This is a genomic window from Paenibacillus sp. XP01, assembly GCF_057364885.1.
This window is the reverse complement of record NZ_CP139481.1, coordinates 1,418,579-1,434,650: the sequence shown is the minus strand read 5'-3', so window position 1 is coordinate 1,434,650 and position 16,072 is coordinate 1,418,579. Positions and strand designations below refer to the sequence as shown.

The window sequence follows — 16,072 nt, the reverse complement described above, 5'->3', positions numbered from 1 at the left end:
TCAACCTTTGCGCAGCAGGTTGGCTTCCGCCTCTGCCAGCTGGGTGTAGTTCGGCACCAGCGCATGCACGTCGTCATGCTGGCCTGCAAGCAGCGCGGCAGCGCCGAGGCGCCCGATCCAACGGCCCTCCAGCTCATAAGGCACGAGCTGGATCGCCGTCCCGGCCGGGCAGCGAAGCCCCGCCGCTGCCTCTGCATGCGGCCCCGTCTCGCCGACGAACCAGACGGCGACGGGCCGCTCCTCGGGCGCCGCCTCCGCGATGCGGGCGGCGAGCGTTTCCAGCCATCCGTCCATCTTGCGGATGGCATCCTGCTCCAGCCGCCGGGGCGCAGCGCTTCCGGCGCCGGCGAACAGCGCGGTGTAGGCCTGGCCGCGCCGCGCATCCACGAGCGGAACGATCCAGTGGACAGGGGCGGCACCTGTGCCGTCCTGGTCCGCGGATGGCGTTCCGCCAAGCCCTGCCGCTGCGGCATCCTCGGCCGCAGCTTCCGCCTTGGCGGCGAGGCCTGCGTGCCAGCCGCCCCAAGCGATCGCCTGAAGGCTGGACACCCCGGCAACGGGGATGTCCCAAGCCCAGGCAAGCGTCTTGGCCGCGGTCACCGCAATGCGGATGCCCGTGTACGAGCCTGGACCGATGCCTACGGCAATGCCGTCCAGCTCGCCCGTTCGGGTGCCGCTGGCCTGCAGCAGCTCTTCCATCACCGGCACCACATGCACCGAATGGTTGCGGTCTGCCCGTTCGTTTCGCTCCTCCAGCAGCGCTTCCTCTTCCATGACGGAAGCCGCCATCATTGCGGTGGACGTATCGAGAGCCAGAAACCGCCGCCCTCCTTTTTGCTGCAATTGTTCCATATTAACTGAACACTCCATTCTCTCTGAACTGCCTGCACAGGGCAGCGTAGGTTTCGCCGTATCCATCGAGCGTAATTTTGCGGTCTTCCGGACCTGTCGTCTCGATCTGGATATGCAAGTGCGCTTCCGGCAGCAGTTCGGGAATGATGCTCGCCCACTCCACCAGGCTTACGCCATTTCCGTAGAAATACTCGCCCAGTCCAAGCTCGTCCGCTTCCTCCAGCGATATCCGGTACACGTCCATATGATACAGGGGCAATCGGCCCTCGTATTCCTTGATCAACGTAAACGTGGGACTGTTCACCACGTCCTGCACGCCGAGATGCCATGCGAATTTTTGCGAAAACGCCGTTTTGCCCGCGCCCAGGTCGCCGTCCAGCGCAATCACCATTCCGGCGGTTGCCTGTCCTGCAATTGCGGACGCGAGCGCTTCGGTATCGGCAATGCCATGGGATTCGAACACCCACTGCTCATGCTTCAGATTCAATATACGCCCCACCTTTGGCGGTCCAAGCCGCCCGAGTTCACTTTGAAGACTATTATATCGGTCCCCTTCTTCCCCCGCAACACCGAAGGGTCGACCAAGCCAAAGAACCGGTGCTTGACGGCACCGGCCCTTGAAATCATTGTATGCTTATGTGTCGCCCGATGTCTACTCTTTCAACCGATCAACCGAAACGGTGTGCGTATTCAGCGGATCGCTGCCGACCTGCACGGTCGCCATGCCGTTCGCTTCATCCACATGTTCGATCCAGACCGGCTCGCCATCCAAACTAACGGCAATGGTATCTTTGGAGTCGAAGATGGCTTTTGCTCGTTTGGCATCCATCATAATGGATCGTACTCTCCTTCCACATCATGGGGTTCGGGTGTCATGCTGTCCGTCGTGCTATCTCCGATATAACCGTTGTCTTCCGTAACTTGGCCGCCGCCCAGTCCTTCGTTCACCATCCGGTCTATGTCCAGCATGTAGGACTCGCGATCAAGCGGTTCGTCCGTGGACGTCACTGCCTCCCAGTTCACTTGGGTTCCTGCAACGCTATCTGTAGTTACTAGCGGGTACGGGGTAAAGGCGTATTTATGCGCACGTTCATCATCCCGTCGTTGATTCATAGGACACCTCCCTTGTCTTCATAGGCACAGCTTACGGCATGCACACTTATCATCCCCGAATGCAGCCCAAGCATACAAAAATCGTCGCCGCAGGGATGATCAAGCCCTTACATGCCCATACTGCTATTAAAAGTTTCTATCGGAAAGGGGCTGTCCCATGCATACCGTCTGGAAAGGGGCCATCAGCTTCGGGCTCGTGCACGTGCCTGTCAAAATGTTCTCGGCCACCGAGGACAAAGACATCTCCATGCGTTACATTCATAAAGTCTGCGGAAGTCCGCTCGCTTATGTCCGCAAATGTCCATCCTGTGAAGTCGAAGTCCAGTGGGAGGACATCACCAAAGGTTATGAATATGAAAAGGGAAAATTCGTGCTGTTCGAAAAAGAGGAGCTGGAGGCCTTGAATGACGCCTCGAACAGAACGATCACGATCATCGATTTCGTAGACCTCACCGAAATCGATCCGATTTATTTTCAAAAAACATACTATCTTTCCCCCGATCAGGCTGGAGGCAATGCCTATCAGCTTTTGATGAAAGCCATGCACGACACAGGCAAGATCGGCATTGCAAAGGTTTCCATCCGCTCCAAGAGCAGCCTGGCGGCCATTCGCGTGCTTGAGGACTGCCTCTCCATGGAAACCATCTTCTATCCGGATGAAATTCGCCCGGTTTCCCAGGTGCCGGGCCTGCCCGAGAACCAGAATGTCAACGAGAAGGAACTGACGATGGCCAAACTGTTGATCGAACAGCTTTCAACCCCGTTTGAGCCTGAAAAGTACACGGACGACTACCGCAATAAACTGGTGGAGCTGATCAATCACAAGGTTGCGGGCGAAGAAATCAAAATCGCTCCGGCCAAACCGGAAGCCAACGTCATGGATTTGATGGCCGCTTTGCAGGCAAGCATCGAAGCCGTCAAACCGATCCCGGCCGATCCCGGTACCGCGACAGCCAAACCAAAGAAACGGGCGCCAAAGAAAACCGCTGCGCAAGCGGCCGTCGGAAACGAAGAACCTGCGGCAACGCCCGCTGCCGGCAAACGCAAAAAAAGCGCAGCCAAACCGAAAACATGACTCGTCACACCCTGCCCTTCCATATCCTAACTTGCATCTCGTCCATTTTCGCCAATCCGGCCATATTGAGCCGGCTTTTTTTCGTTCGTCGTATTTGCCGGATGGCTAGGATCAGATATGGATTGACGAAAGTTTATTTATATTTTATATTAACTTATGAAAAGTAACTTATTTATCAATTTACAGCAAAATGGATTCGCAAGGCCTTTCTTCGCAGATCCGCCCTGAATAAACATCGATCCATCATCCTTCAACAACCGTACTTTGATCCATAATCATATGAATGCTGATGAAGCATCATTTATATTCCGAGGAGGTATCCCAATGACAACCGATTATCAAATTCCCGCATCGACACGACTCGGCGAGGTCAGCATCAGAATCAGCGATCTCGACCGTTCGATCCGGTTTTACACCGAAGTGGTCGGGCTGAAGCTGCTGGAACGGAACGACCGTGTCGCCACATTGACCGCTGACGGCCAAACCTCGCTGCTGCGGCTGGAGCAGCCTGCCGACGTAAGCATCACCCGCCCGAGGTCTTCTGCCGGCTTGTATCATTTCGCCATTTTGCTGCCTGACCGTCAATCGCTCGGTCTCGCTCTGCGCAACCTTGCTGCCCATGGCATCGAGATCGGACAAGGGGATCATCTGGTCAGCGAAGCGCTTTACATCTCCGACCCGGACAACAACGGGATTGAAATCTACGCGGATCGTCCTCGCGATACGTGGCAACGGGATGAGAAAAACAACTACATTATGGCAACCGACCCCGTTGACGTGGAAGGCCTGTTCGCCATTTCCGAAAATCTCCCTTGGAAGGGCCTTCCGGCGGGCACAGTGATCGGCCACGTGCATTTTCACGTGCGGAGCCTGCAGGATTCCGGCATTTTCTATATCGGATTGCTCGGGTTCGATATTACGAGTGGTTTCGGCGGCTCGGCACTGTTCGTATCGGCAGGAGGATACCATCATCACCTTGGGTTGAACACGTGGGCGGGCGTCGGAGCGCCCGTCACGCCGATAAACGGAACAGGCATCGACTACTTCACGATCGTTTACGACAGAAAGGCCGAGCTTGATGCGGCCGTGCAGCATCTTCGTCAGGAAGGGGCCTCTGTGGAACAGGACGGGGCGATCTGGTGGACCGTCGATCCGCAAAACATTCGCATTCGCCTGACAGCAGCAAACTGAAATGATTGCCCGCCAACTCGGCTCCGCCCTCGACTCTAGCGCATACACCTATAACGGCCCGAACGGGATTGCCTCTTCCTATTTGAAGAGCAGATCCTGTTCGGGCCTTTTAGCGCGGCCATGCAGCGTTCTTCATCGGTCAAATGAACTTGGCCTCATAATATTGGTCTCTTTGGCAAAGAATATAGGAATAACCGGATATACCCGCAAAGGAGAAGCCGTATGCTTGAAAATGGGCGTTTGACGGTAAGACAGCTTGCTGCATTGCTATTCATGTGCACGATCGGAGAACAAATTCTCTTGTTTCCGTCCATGATCACGTCGTATGCGCACGAAGATGCGTGGTTATCCGCCTTGCTCGGGGTCGCAGGTGGCACCGGCATTCTCGCCATCATGCTGCTGCTCCATGCAACGCAGCCGCAATTGAATCTGATACAGCATGCGCTGCAAAAGCTTGGTCCATGGTTCGGCGCCGTTGTCAGCTGCTTTTATTTGTTCTATTTCCTGATCGGCGCTTCCACCTTTGTGCGGGAACTTGGCGATTTCATGACTACGAATATCATGCGCCAATCTCCGCTCTTTGCCTTAAACCTGCTCTTTGTCGGGGCGCTTGCATGGGGTCTGATCTGTGGCATTGAATGCATAGGACGAGGTGCAGAGCTTTTTTTGCCGCTGGTCCTGCTGTTTTTGCTTATTTTGACGGTATGTATACTGCCTCAAGCCCATCTGAACAATATTACGCCAATCCTAGCTCATGGCTTGCTTGACCCTTTGAAAGGAATCTTTGCCGTATTGACCTACCCCTACTGCCAGCTATGCATTTTCATGATGGTGTTCCCCTATGCCAACCAGGGAGCGAATTTGAAAAAGGATGTTCTTCTGGCCGGCATCTTTGGCGGATTGTGGCTCACTCTTACGTTGACCATGTGCTTGCTTGTCTTGGGTTCCTTTATGACGGAGCATCAATGGTTTCCCGCCTACAATCTGTCGCGCAAAATAAACATCGGCAACTTCCTGCAACGAATCGAGGCATTCATCGCCTCTGTCTGGATGATCGCCGTATTTTTCAAGGGCATACTGTTCCTATATGGATTTCTTATGGGGCTGTCTTCCCTGTTTCGAATATCCAGCCATCGCCCACTCATTTTGCCGGGAGCCTTAATGACAGTCTCCATGTCCATCCTGGTTGCTCCCGACGAAGAGTTCTATCTTAAAGACATTATCCCGTATTGGATCGATTGGGATATCACCTGCGGCATTGTTTTGCCTGTGCTGCTGCTTCTGATTCACCAGTTTAGGAGACGCTTGCGAAAAAGCTGATATCTGCAACGAATGCTCAAGCATCTTTTGCAAGGCAGCCCGTGCCGAAAGGAGGCTCACCCCATGTTACCCCCGATCATACCATTTGAACCCGTATTGAAGGAGCAGCTCCCGACCGGCCCCGACTGGATCGCCCAGATCAAATGGGATGGCGTCCGTATGCTGGCCTATGAGGATGGGGAAGCTTTGAAATTGTTTAACCGTCGAAGGCATGAGCGAACGCTGCAATATCCGGAATTGACCGTCAAGCGCAATCTTTGTTCGGCACAAACCTATATTCTGGACGGAGAAGTGATTTCCCTTGATCCGGAAAACGGTACTCCTTCCTTCTATCACGTATTGCGGCGCGATCGCATGAGCAAACCGGACGTCATCTCCCAAATGGTTCATCAGCTTCCGATCGCGTACATGGTATTCGATATTTTGTATTGCAACGGACGGTGGGTAACCGACCAGCCGCTCGCGGATCGGCAGCGATTGCTTCACGACGTTCTGATCCCTTCCCCCCATGTGCAGGAAGTCGCGAATACGGACGATCCGGACACGCTGCTTGCCGTCATGCGCAAACACCGGATGGAAGGCATCGTTTGTAAGGATCTGCGCAGCACATACGGCATACAGGGCAAGGACGCGCGTTGGCAAAAAGTAAAAATCATGCATGACCTGTACGCCATGATCGGCGGGGTTACGTACAGGGACGGCATCGTCAATGCCGTCGCCGTCGGAGTGTATGACGGCCCTCATTTCGTCTATATCGGTCATGTCGGCACCGGCAGGTTGAATGCCGAAGCATGGCGCGATCTGACCCGACAAGTGGCGCCGCTCGTCAGGGAGGAACGACCCTTCAGCAACAGACCCGAACGAAGCGCCGAAACAACCTGGATCCAGCCGCAGATTGGCGTCAGGGTGCAGTATATGGAGCTGACCCACCATCGGACGCTAAGACATCCCAGCATCCAGGCATTCGCCGAGGTCACCCGGGAAGAATGCTCTGCGGATCAACTCCAAACGTAAGTGGCCGCAGATGGCACGGATCGACAAATCGCCCATGACTTTTGAGGAGGTACGAATATGGCTTCACCCATAAAAGGGACAATTACGGTAGAAGGCGTCGAACTGACCATTACCAATCCCGACAAACCCTTGTGGCCCGAAGTGGGGATCACCAAAGCGATGTACCTGCAAAAACTGGCCGGCCTCGCCCCGTTCCTGCTCCCCTATACCAAACAGCGCCTGCTTACAACCATTCGTTATCCGCACGGTGCGGGCGGTGAATTTTTTTATCAAAAAAACGTGCCCGAACCGGTGCCCGAGTTTGTGCATACCGAAATGCACGATGGCATCCGTTACGTCGTCATGAACGGTTTGCCCGAACTGCTATGGCTTGGCAATCTCGCGGCATTGGAGTTTCACCCCTCATTACATGCCGTAGGCAGCACGCTCCCGTGCGAATGGATGATCGACCTGGACCCTTCGCTGGAGGAAGAACCTCGCATCATGGAGGCTGCCTTGATCGTTGGCGAAACCCTCTCCTCTCTCGGACTGCAATCTGTGGCCAAAACGTCCGGTGCCACAGGGGTACAGATCATCGTGCCCATTCGGAAAGGAGTGACGTTTGATCAGCTTCGGATGATCGGCCACTTCGTCGGGAAATACGTCACCCAGAAGCATCCCGACCTATTCACGCTGGAGCGACTCAAAAAGGATCGCGGAGATCGGATTTATTTCGATTACCTGCAGCATTATGGCGGAAAAACGCTGGCAGCCCCATATACGCCCCGTTCCAAGCCCGAAGGGACCGTGTCCACGCCATTGACCTGGGATGAGGTTCGCAGTAACGTGTCCGTCAAAGCTTTTCATTTGCTCAATATTCTGGAACGCCTGCAGAAGACCGGCGATCTGATCGCCGCAATCGATCCTCAGCCGGTAGAACTGATACTGAAGCACCTCCAATCCAAATAGCCGATACCTGCATGTGGGCAGATATCGGCTATTTTATCGATGTACGCGGACATAACCGCTAATGAATTCCCTTTTTCTTGAAGCGTCCGCCCTTTACGTCATGAATGTTGCCGATGGCTACGAACGCATGCGGATCCCAATCCTCAACGATGGATTTCATCTTTGCTTCCTCCAGACGGGTGATGACGACAAAAATGATTTTCTTCTCATCGCCGCTAAAACCGCCCTCTCCATCAAGGAACGTAACTCCGCGACCAAGGCGGTCGGTAAGGGCCGAACCGATTTCGCGATATTTTTCACTAATGATCCAAACCGATTTGGATTGCTCCAACCCTTCGTTCACGATATCGATCAGCTTCATTGCGATATAGTAGGCGATCATGGAGTACAGCGCATTCGGCCAGCCAAACACGAAGCCTGCAGCCGCAAAAATAAAGATGTTGATGAACAGCACGATCTGTCCGACGGACAGCGGGGTTTTCTCGCTGAGCAGAATGGCCACGATCTCGGTTCCGTCCAGCGATCCGCCGGAACGAATGACCAGGCCGACGCCGGCGCCAAGAATCAGTCCGCCGAATACGGCGCCAAGCAAAGGCTCGCCCGGAGTCAATGCGGGAACATGGTGCAATAACGTGGTACTGATTGACATGGCCACGATCCCCAGCAGCGTGGACAAGGCAAACGTTTTGCCGATTTGTCTGTATCCGAGTAACAGGAACGGCAAGTTAAGCAGTGTCAAGAAAATCCCGAGTGGCAAGCCGGTCAGTTCCGACACCATGATGGAAATGCCCGTAACCCCTCCATCAATAACGCCATTGGGCACCAGGAACACTTCCAGTGCGACGGCCATTAGCACCGCACCAATGAGAATCATGACAATCCGCTGCAGAAGCTTCAATGTGAACACAGAGCCTTTCACGCTGCGGTCCGGCTTGGATGTAATTTCTTTAACTGTTACATTGGACATGCTTTCCCCCCCATTTGGTCAGTATGTGAATCCATTTCATAAATCATTTAACTACTGCACGGGGGGTCTACATATAAAACAACAAATGGGTTGGACTTTATACGCACCCTGAAGAGCAACTAAAAGCTATATGAAATGGATTCAAAATGTCTTAATTCCGATGGCAATTGCCAAAAAAGAGCAAAAGGGAGCCTGCTATCATTCAGACTCCCCCTCCTTCGCCAAGACATCATTTGTTATCACTATTATATCATAAAAGATCAAATTTGAGCAAAATAGTTAGAAAAAAAGAGATAAATTCACAAAAAGTGAATTTATCTCGTGAAATCAGGTCTAAAACGGCTAAAGCAGCGGAGAAAGCATCCGAGACAGCATTTCCATCCCTTTTTGTCGCCACGAACGCCGTACAAAGGCCTTGATCTCGATTTCACTGCTTTCGCTTAGATCCTGCTTAAAATCCTCCAATAACCGGTTTATCGGCTCCGCATCGAACAACACCGCCATCAGTTCAAAGTTGCAAAAAAAACTGCGCATGTCGATATTGGCCGTGCCGACGGTAGCCAGCAAATCGTCCACGATCATTACTTTGGCATGCACGAATCCTTTGCGGTATTGGAAAAACCGTACCCCGGCAAGAAGCAGTTCCTCCACGTAGGAAAGCGAGGCCAGGTGAACCAGCAAGGAATCCGATTGGTAAGGAATGAGAATGCGCACATCCACCCCGCTGACGGCGGCCGTTTTAAGGGCCTCGAATAGCGCAGGGTCAGGAATAAAATAGGGGGTTGTGAGGTAAATGCGGTCGCATGCCACCGACATGGCGCTAAAACACATCTCCTGAATGGCATCCCAATTCTGGTCCGGGCCGCTGCTCAATATTTGAACGCGCTCCGTCCCTTGGCAATCATGCAGCGGGAACAGCTCGGATAACCCGGGTTCGGCAATTTGTTCGCCGGAGGCCAGCTTCCAGTCATTCAAAAACGTATTCTGCAAAAAATAGACGGCGTCCCCTTCAAGCTGGACGTGCGTGTCCCGCCAATGTCCCATTTTCGGATACTGGCCTAAATAGTCGTCACCCACGTTGATCCCGCCCACGAACCCCACCTTGCCATCCACGATGACGATTTTCCTGTGGTTACGATAGTTGATGCTCCGATCGATTGTGGCGATCATCGGCGGGAGGAAGAAGTGAAATTCAACCCCGGCTTGCCGCAGCTTTTCGGAAAAGTCCCGCCTAAGGGCATGGCTTCCGAGTCCGTCGCAGATGAACCGCACCTTCACGCCTTCGCGAGCCTTGCGGATCATGACGTTCTGGAATTGGGCCCCGATGACGTCATCCCGAAAAATATAAAACTCCACGTGCAAGTGATGCCGCGCTTTTTCCATCTCGCTGAGCATGGCAGCATACGTCTCTTGCCCATTGGTCAACACCCGGCTCCGGTTGCAGCCGGTAATCGGACTTTCCGAGAGCCGGGTCAACAAATTGAACAACCGCTGCTGGTTCTGAAACCGGCCCTCAGGCATCTGGCCGATCCTTTCAACGATGGCAGCCTGGGTCCATAACCTTCCCCGGATTGCCCGAAAAATGCGCGAGCCGCCCCTGCGCAGTTTTTTGCGTTTTCTGTAATCCTGGGCCACGAAATAGTACACGATGAATCCGATCAAGGGCACGCAAAACAAAATGAACAACCAGGCGACCGCCTTGGCCGGATTACGAAACTCCAGCAGCAAGATCGTTGCAGCTTGAAATATGAATATGAGTAAAATAATGACCAACCAGAACATATAACCTCCCCCTCGGCGACGAGCATCCTGCCTGCCCAACGTTCAATTCCCCTAGCTTTGACAACATTTCCCCGAGGTAATCATGGTTACCCCATAACGGTTTTACCCATAACAGCATTTTGGACAAGAAAACCGCGGTCCAAACCGCCCGCAGCACCATCACCCTGGAATGGAAACGCCGTGATGTCTGTTATGACTGTGTTGTCCCATACATATAAATGTGACCCAAAAAGTGGTCTTTTGCCTCGCAATTCGATATAATATTCGTTAAAACTTATTACTTCAAAGGAGAAGAGTAGTGAATGGACAGTGAGAGGTATGCGTTAAATTTAGTATTGGTTGCGATTTTGATAGGGTTTTCGGCATTTTTCGTCGCAGTGGAATTTGCATTGGTTCGCGTCCGCTCAAGCCGGATCGACCAAATGATTGCGGAAGGAAACAAACGAGCCATGGCCGTCAAACAGGCTGTTGCCAACCTGGACGGTTACTTGTCCGCGTGCCAGCTCGGCATTACGATTACGTCGCTGGGACTCGGTTGGCTGGGTGAGCCGACGGTAGAAAGCCTCCTTCATCCATTGTTCGAAGCGATGCGCATCCCTGAAGCCATTGCAGGATTTCTGTCGTTCGTGATTGCGTTCGTAACGATCACTTACCTGCATGTCGTGGTAGGCGAGCTTGCTCCTAAAACGATTGCCATCCGCAAAGCCGAAACCGTTGCGCTGCTGACTTCGGGACCTATCATCTGGTTCAACCGAATTATGTATCCTTTTATCTGGCTGTTGAACGGCTCCGCGAATCAACTGGTCAAGCTATTCGGCATCAAACCCGCTTCCGAGCATGAAGAAGCACACTCGGAGGAAGAATTGCAGATTATTATTAACGAAAGCTTCGAAAGCGGCAAAATCAATCAAAGCGAGTTTGGTTATGTCAGCCGGATCTTCGCTTTTGATGAAATGCTGGCCAAAGAAATCATGGTACCCCGAACAGACATGGTCTGCCTTTATTTGAATAAAACAAACGAAGAAAACCTGGATATCATTCGCCAGGAACAATATACACGTTTTCCCGTCGTGAACGAGAGCAAGGACGATATCATCGGGATCATCAATACGAAGCAATTTTTCCTGGAATTGTATGGCAACGATGCCCCCGTTGATCTGTCTTCCCTGATTCAGCCCGTGTCGGCCGTGCATGAAACAACACCGGTCAAGGACCTGTTGAAAAAAATGCAAAAAGACGGCGTGCACATCGCCGTCCTGGTCGACGAATATGGCGGCACCTCGGGGATCGTAACGATTGAGGACGTGCTTGAACAGATCGTCGGCGAGATCCGTGACGAATTCGATGCGGATGAAGTCGAGGATATTCAGATCATTAACGAGAACTATGTGATCCTGGACGGCAAGGTGTCCTTGTCCAAGGTCAATGACATGTTCATGTCGAACCTGGATGCCGATGAATGGGACACGATCGGCGGCTGGCTTTACAGTCATCGCCCGGAAATGGACGAGCAGGAAGAATACGAATTCGAGAATTTGACCTTTGTCCTGCTGGAAAAGGATAAAAATCGCTTCTATAAAGTTGCGGTTGTTCCGAAAGAAGCGATCACGCTTCCCGGATATACCAACGATGAACACGCGGAAGCATAATCCGCGCCATGCCCTTGCAGGGCAAGCAAAAGAGCAGTCCCTTGAGGGATTGCTCTTTTGCTGTGCCTTTCTTTCCTCAGCTGGGATGCTCCGCCCGTTCTTCCACCACCCGCTGCTGCAGCTTCCTGAGTATGATCTTGAGGATCATGTAGAGCGGGATAATGATGATCATGCCCAGAATGTTCCACAGATCGGCGCCTACCAGTAACAGAATGACCGTTGTAAGCGGGTGAATATCCAACTGTTTCCCATAGACATAAGGCGAGATAAGATTATCCTGGATTTGCTGGGCGACCACGATGATCACGAGCGACCAGATCGCCATCGAAGGCGATTCGATGAACCCTACGATCACAACGGGCACCGCTGCAAGCAGCGCCCCAACATACGGGATGAAGTTCAGGATAACGGATACTACGGTCAACAGCAGCGCATAGGGCAGGCCGATGATGACAAACCCGATGTACATCAGAATGCCTAACGCCACGTTGACGATAACGCGGCCCACGATATAACCGCTCAGCGCCTCGTCAATTTCATGAATGGCCTCTTCCCCGTCCTTGCGATAGGCCCTTGGCAGCAGCATCGTCAGGTTCGTCCCGAATTTGCTGCCTTCCTTCAACATGTAATACAGCATGATCGGAAACGTCGCGAGCACGATGACCACGTTGGATACTACCGTAAACAACCCCGAGACGTAATCAGACACTTGCGTGATTCCCTCGCTGAGGTAATCCGAAATTTTAGCCAATATTTCGCCGTCGTCGGGAAGGTATGCGGACAAGAAACGGTTGTTCTTCAGTTCCCCCAATTGGTTGCTTAGCGAGGTTACCAGCGAAGGCGTATCTTCAACGAAATTCCAAAGCTGCTCCCTCAGCGAAGGCCAAACGAGCACGCTGAAACCACCCAATACGAGGGCGATGGCGGTATAAATGAGCAGCACCGCGATGGAACGCTTGATATTGTGATTTTCCATGAAATCCACCAGCGGACGGAGCAAATAATAGAAAAAACCCGCTACGAGCAGCGGTACGATCACGATGTGCAGCAGTGACGTCAGGGGACGAAAGATGAAGCTTACTTTATCCCCCAAATATACGATGAGCAGCAGCAGCAGGATTGCCGAGCAAATCCGATAAAATTTGTGATTGATCAACGGGTTCACTCCCTCCATATGCTGCCCGCCGAGAGGCCATCGGCGGTCATCCGCTTTTTTTATGTACGCGTACTACCTATGTACCCCAAAATCCGGGCCATGCCACATAGCAGGCGTTCCGCTTCCGTCGGCAAAATCGCAAAAAAAGGCAAAAAAAAAGAGGCAGGCTTATGTGCCTGCCACATCTCTTCTTGTGAATACGACCCACGATATAACCATGAATACGATGTAATATACAGCCAGGACCGTTACGGAAAATCCGAGCGTCATGCCTGAAGATCCGCCGCCAAACAAGCTCAGTTCCGAGGAATCCGTCATGTATCTGCTAAGGTCCATATTGTTGAACAGAATGTACTTGGCCCAGCCGTAACGCTCCGGGCTAAAGATCAGCGAGAAAATGCCCTGCGTGAACATAATGAATAGCGATAGCCCGATCGCAAGCGCGCCGGAACGGAATACCGAAGAAACCATGAAAGCGATGGCCAGAGTAATGAACAGGTCCACATATTGATATCCCCACATCGCCCAAGCATCCCCCGCTGTCACATTACCTCCGCCGCCAAAGAGAATGAACGACATGCCCAGCGTCAGCAAAATCAGGATCAATGTGCTGAGCACGCTGAACGCGATCACGCTAACGTATTTGGATGCCAGAATCTTGCTTCGCGACCATGGACGAATGAGCAGCAGTTTGATCGTGCCCCACGTAAATTCACCGGCAACCGTCTCCGCGGCGATCACAACCGAGAAGATCGTATTCAGGAAAAACAACAACTGAACGGTCGTCAACGCCGCTTCCAAGGCAGACATGTTCTCTGCGCCGATGCCTTCCTTGAACAGGACGGGCATGAACAATGCCAATACCGCCAGAATGGACAGCATGATCCATGTGCGGGCACGGCGATAGATTTTCATGTTTTCGTTCATCACCAGATTCCCGAAGTTACCCAATGCCCCCACCTCCGGTTACTTGCAAAAATTGATCCTCAAGCGTTGCCGCCACATGACGAATGCCGTAAACGTGAATGCCTTCCCCGACCAATTTCGCATTCAGGGCCGGGATCTGCTCCCGTGTCAGACGGACAACGAGCGCCTGTCCTTGAACGACAGCTCCGTCCACCAGCATGACGGCCCGCTGCACATCATCGACCTCGAACGCAATCTCCGCCATGGCGTCGGCTTCCGCTTCTGTTCTGAGGTTTCTTACGTCGACCAATTTGCCATTCTGAATAATGGCTACCGTGTCACACATCAGCTCCATTTCGGACAGCAAATGGCTGGAAACAAAGACGGTCGTACCCTCTTCACGGCTGAGCTGCCGCAAATAATCCCTTAATTCGCGAATTCCCTGCGGATCCAGTCCGTTGGTCGGCTCGTCCAGAATGAGCAGCTTGGGTCTATGCAGGATGGCCTGTGCAACCCCAAGACGCTGACGCATGCCCAAGGAGTACGTTTTGACGCGGTCGTGGATGCGGGCAGTGAGCCCTACACGCGCAACGGCTTCATCAATTCTTTCTTTCGTAACTCCCGGGGACATTCGCGCAAAATGCACCAAGTTCTGATATCCGCTCAGAAACTTGTACATTTCCGGATTTTCCACAATGGCTCCCACGTTGGCCACAGCCTTCTCGAATTCATCCTTAACGCTATGCCCGGAGATGAAAATATCTCCCTTGCTAATGGACATCAATCCAACCATCATGCGAATGGTCGTTGTCTTCCCCGCACCATTGGGGCCCAAAAAGCCAAAAACCTGGCCTGGAGGAATATCCAAGGTCAGGTCGCTCACCAACGTTCGGGAAGAGATGATTTTGCTGACGCCCTGTATGCGCACTACCGGCTCCTGCTGCATGTCATACCTCCCTATTTCACGGGCTTGGTCTCTCAAGCCCGCTTTTCATATGAATCCAGTGTATCATAATTTTTGTCATATTGTCCTGAGAATTGGTTGATCCCTTGACTTTTCCCGTGATTCAAGCAGGTTTCGCAGCATCCAAGCGGCATTTCACTTCGGTAGAAGCCGGTGCGAAAAACCTGATCCCTCCTGCAGCCTTTTTCTTTCATTTCGACGAAGCCTCCAGCAACCGACACAATGATCCCACAGCTGACACAGTAAAAGCGGCTCGATTCGATCAATGAAATTCCTTCCCCTCGCATGAGCTTATGAACGTCCCAGTTTTTTGTCGTTAGGCGCAGAAATTTGATACATTTTGTATCTAAGTCGTAATTTACTGGACATACGAACTATTGTCAAGGGCTTGCAGGCATAAAAGGCAAATAAAACACAAAAAAAGCTCCATAAATGCGACCAAAGTCTCGCATTTATGGAGCTTTCAGGAGAGAAAAATGTTACATTATGATGCAATATATAGATGCATATCAATTACTTTTTTTGAAGATGATCCATCCTTACAACAAGCGATTATCCGTTCCCCTCACCTTCAGCCTCTTTTTGCGGATAATACCAAAGCATCGTCCACTCATCTCCGTCTTTCACTGCATAACAATTCTGGTCAATGCTGAACTGGCCAAAAGTCCCTTCATACTTCATAGTAACCTTCACCCGATAAGCTTCATCGAAAGGTTCGGCTCCGCCGACAATGACAACGTCAAACTGGCGTTCAGGCTTCCCCACCTCCAAATCGAAGGTTTCCACTCCAAAATGCTGCATAAAGATGTGCGCTCTGGATTGCAAGTAAGCGCTTTTGGAGAAACGCTCCTTCATCAACGGATGAAACAGCTCCCACGAGCTGCCGAAATCCCCAGCCTGTTCATATTCATAAAATTGTTGAACGAGAGCTGCTGCCTCTTCCGGTGCAGCTGCCTTGAAAAGAGCTGGAAGCGTTCGGCCGATCAGCCAGATCAACACGACTACAACGGCAATAAAACCGATCTTCTGAAGCAGCATCATCCGGTTTCTTTTTCGCAGCATGCAGGCTCCCCCTTATCTACTTCATTCATACTTATGATGAATGAAGGACAAGTAGAAGGAACATTGTGCGCAT

Annotated in this window: 17 protein-coding genes; 6 read left to right on the top strand and 11 right to left on the bottom strand. The window is 52.2% G+C overall.

Going from position 1 to position 16,072, the window contains the following annotated elements:
• The 4 genes from tsaB to SNR34_RS06455 form a co-directional block, all read right to left on the bottom strand.
• The gene (gene tsaB, locus SNR34_RS06470) at positions 1–852 is read right to left on the bottom strand and encodes a tRNA (adenosine(37)-N6)-threonylcarbamoyltransferase complex dimerization subunit type 1 TsaB (protein WP_339276604.1); all 852 of its coding nucleotides are present in this window, start codon (positions 850–852) and stop codon (positions 1–3) included.
• Position 853: 1 nt separating this feature from the next.
• Positions 854–1,339, bottom strand: coding sequence for a tRNA (adenosine(37)-N6)-threonylcarbamoyltransferase complex ATPase subunit type 1 TsaE (tsaE, locus tag SNR34_RS06465; protein ID WP_343262319.1), 486 nt, complete (start codon positions 1,337–1,339; stop codon positions 854–856).
• Positions 1,340–1,504: 165 nt separating this feature from the next.
• Positions 1,505–1,681, bottom strand: a complete 177-nt coding sequence (locus SNR34_RS06460) for an H-type small acid-soluble spore protein (RefSeq protein WP_236415401.1) — start codon at positions 1,679–1,681, stop codon at positions 1,505–1,507.
• A complete protein-coding gene (locus SNR34_RS06455) occupies positions 1,681–1,965 on the bottom strand; it encodes a hypothetical protein (RefSeq protein WP_236415195.1) in 285 nt (94 codons plus the stop codon). The genes SNR34_RS06460 and SNR34_RS06455 overlap by 1 nt, the downstream gene beginning before the upstream one ends.
• Before the next feature lie 157 nt (positions 1,966–2,122).
• Here SNR34_RS06455 and ku point away from each other — a divergent pair, with 157 nt between their 5' ends.
• From ku to ligD, 5 genes are all read left to right on the top strand, one after another.
• A complete protein-coding gene (gene ku / locus SNR34_RS06450) occupies positions 2,123–3,040 on the top strand; it encodes a non-homologous end joining protein Ku (protein WP_236415196.1) in 918 nt (305 codons plus the stop codon).
• Positions 3,041–3,364: 324 nt separating this feature from the next.
• A complete protein-coding gene (locus SNR34_RS06445) occupies positions 3,365–4,231 on the top strand; it encodes a VOC family protein (RefSeq protein ID WP_343262320.1) in 867 nt (288 codons plus the stop codon).
• A gap of 222 nt (positions 4,232–4,453) precedes the next feature.
• On the top strand, positions 4,454–5,551 hold the full coding sequence (locus tag SNR34_RS06440) for a GerAB/ArcD/ProY family transporter (RefSeq protein WP_236415198.1): 1,098 nt from the start codon (positions 4,454–4,456) through the stop codon (positions 5,549–5,551).
• Positions 5,552–5,614: 63 nt separating this feature from the next.
• On the top strand, positions 5,615–6,565 hold the full coding sequence (locus SNR34_RS06435; protein WP_343262321.1) for an ATP-dependent DNA ligase: 951 nt from the start codon (positions 5,615–5,617) through the stop codon (positions 6,563–6,565).
• Positions 6,566–6,622: 57 nt separating this feature from the next.
• On the top strand, positions 6,623–7,513 hold the full coding sequence (gene ligD / locus SNR34_RS06430; RefSeq protein ID WP_236415200.1) for a non-homologous end-joining DNA ligase: 891 nt from the start codon (positions 6,623–6,625) through the stop codon (positions 7,511–7,513).
• A 58-nt stretch (positions 7,514–7,571) separates the two neighbouring features.
• On the opposite strand, the gene SNR34_RS06425 is transcribed toward ligD, so the two are convergent.
• Together SNR34_RS06425 and cls are read right to left on the bottom strand one after the other, a co-directional pair.
• Positions 7,572–8,480, bottom strand: a complete 909-nt coding sequence (locus tag SNR34_RS06425; RefSeq protein ID WP_236415201.1) for a YitT family protein — start codon at positions 8,478–8,480, stop codon at positions 7,572–7,574.
• A gap of 342 nt (positions 8,481–8,822) precedes the next feature.
• Complete coding sequence (gene cls / locus SNR34_RS06420) at positions 8,823–10,262, bottom strand: cardiolipin synthase (protein ID WP_343262322.1); 1,440 nt, start codon at positions 10,260–10,262, stop codon at positions 8,823–8,825.
• A gap of 302 nt (positions 10,263–10,564) precedes the next feature.
• Here cls and SNR34_RS06415 point away from each other — a divergent pair, with 302 nt between their 5' ends.
• A complete protein-coding gene (locus SNR34_RS06415) occupies positions 10,565–11,911 on the top strand; it encodes a hemolysin family protein (RefSeq protein WP_339276599.1) in 1,347 nt (448 codons plus the stop codon).
• A 76-nt stretch (positions 11,912–11,987) separates the two neighbouring features.
• Here SNR34_RS06415 and SNR34_RS06410 read toward each other — a convergent pair whose 3' ends face one another.
• From SNR34_RS06410 to SNR34_RS06390, 5 genes are all read right to left on the bottom strand, one after another.
• Complete coding sequence (locus tag SNR34_RS06410; protein WP_339276598.1) at positions 11,988–13,067, bottom strand: AI-2E family transporter; 1,080 nt, start codon at positions 13,065–13,067, stop codon at positions 11,988–11,990.
• A 168-nt stretch (positions 13,068–13,235) separates the two neighbouring features.
• Entirely contained in the window at positions 13,236–14,018 is a 783-nt protein-coding gene (locus tag SNR34_RS06405; protein ID WP_236415208.1) for an ABC transporter permease, read from the bottom strand.
• Positions 14,011–14,919 carry an ABC transporter ATP-binding protein gene (locus SNR34_RS06400; protein WP_236415210.1) on the bottom strand — a complete coding sequence of 303 codons (909 nt, stop codon included), beginning with the start codon at positions 14,917–14,919 and terminating at the stop codon, positions 14,011–14,013. The genes SNR34_RS06405 and SNR34_RS06400 overlap by 8 nt, the downstream gene beginning before the upstream one ends.
• A gap of 32 nt (positions 14,920–14,951) precedes the next feature.
• Positions 14,952–15,131 carry a hypothetical protein gene (locus SNR34_RS06395; RefSeq protein WP_236415212.1) on the bottom strand — a complete coding sequence of 60 codons (180 nt, stop codon included), beginning with the start codon at positions 15,129–15,131 and terminating at the stop codon, positions 14,952–14,954.
• Between the two features lie 358 nt (positions 15,132–15,489).
• Positions 15,490–15,999: a hypothetical protein gene (locus SNR34_RS06390; RefSeq protein WP_486181456.1), complete on the bottom strand. Its 510-nt coding sequence runs from the start codon at positions 15,997–15,999 to the stop codon at positions 15,490–15,492.
• Positions 16,000–16,072: the final 73 nt, after the last annotated feature.